This window comes from Beijerinckia sp. L45, from assembly GCF_009765775.1.
Taxonomy (GTDB): Bacteria; Pseudomonadota; Alphaproteobacteria; order Rhizobiales; family Beijerinckiaceae; genus RH-AL1.
This window is the reverse complement of sequence record NZ_LMUU01000042.1, coordinates 1-243: the sequence shown is the minus strand read 5'-3', so window position 1 is coordinate 243 and position 243 is coordinate 1. Positions and strand designations below refer to the sequence as shown.

Here is a 243-nt window from a genome sequence, read left to right as displayed (position 1 = left end):
TCTCGGCCTTCCGCCTCGCGAGCATTCATCACGAGGACATCAACGATCTGCGCCCACAGCCCGCTGTCGCGCCAAGCGTAAAATCTGTTCTGGACCGTGGTGAACGGCGGAAAATCCTTCGGCAACAATCGCCAGGGGCAAGCGCAACGGATCATGTAAAACAAGGCGTTAAGGATGATCACGGCGTTGGTTGGCCTTCGCCCACGCCGTTTGGGAGCTGGCAAGAGCGGCGCGATCAACGCC

The 243-nt window shown here is 59.7% G+C and carries 1 protein-coding gene; it reads right to left on the bottom strand.

Annotated features, from left to right (window positions below):
• Positions 1-239 (bottom strand): transposase (locus GSQ79_RS30235; protein ID WP_368669912.1); only part of this gene is annotated, 239 nt, incomplete at its 3' end.
• Positions 240-243 lie beyond the last annotated feature (4 nt).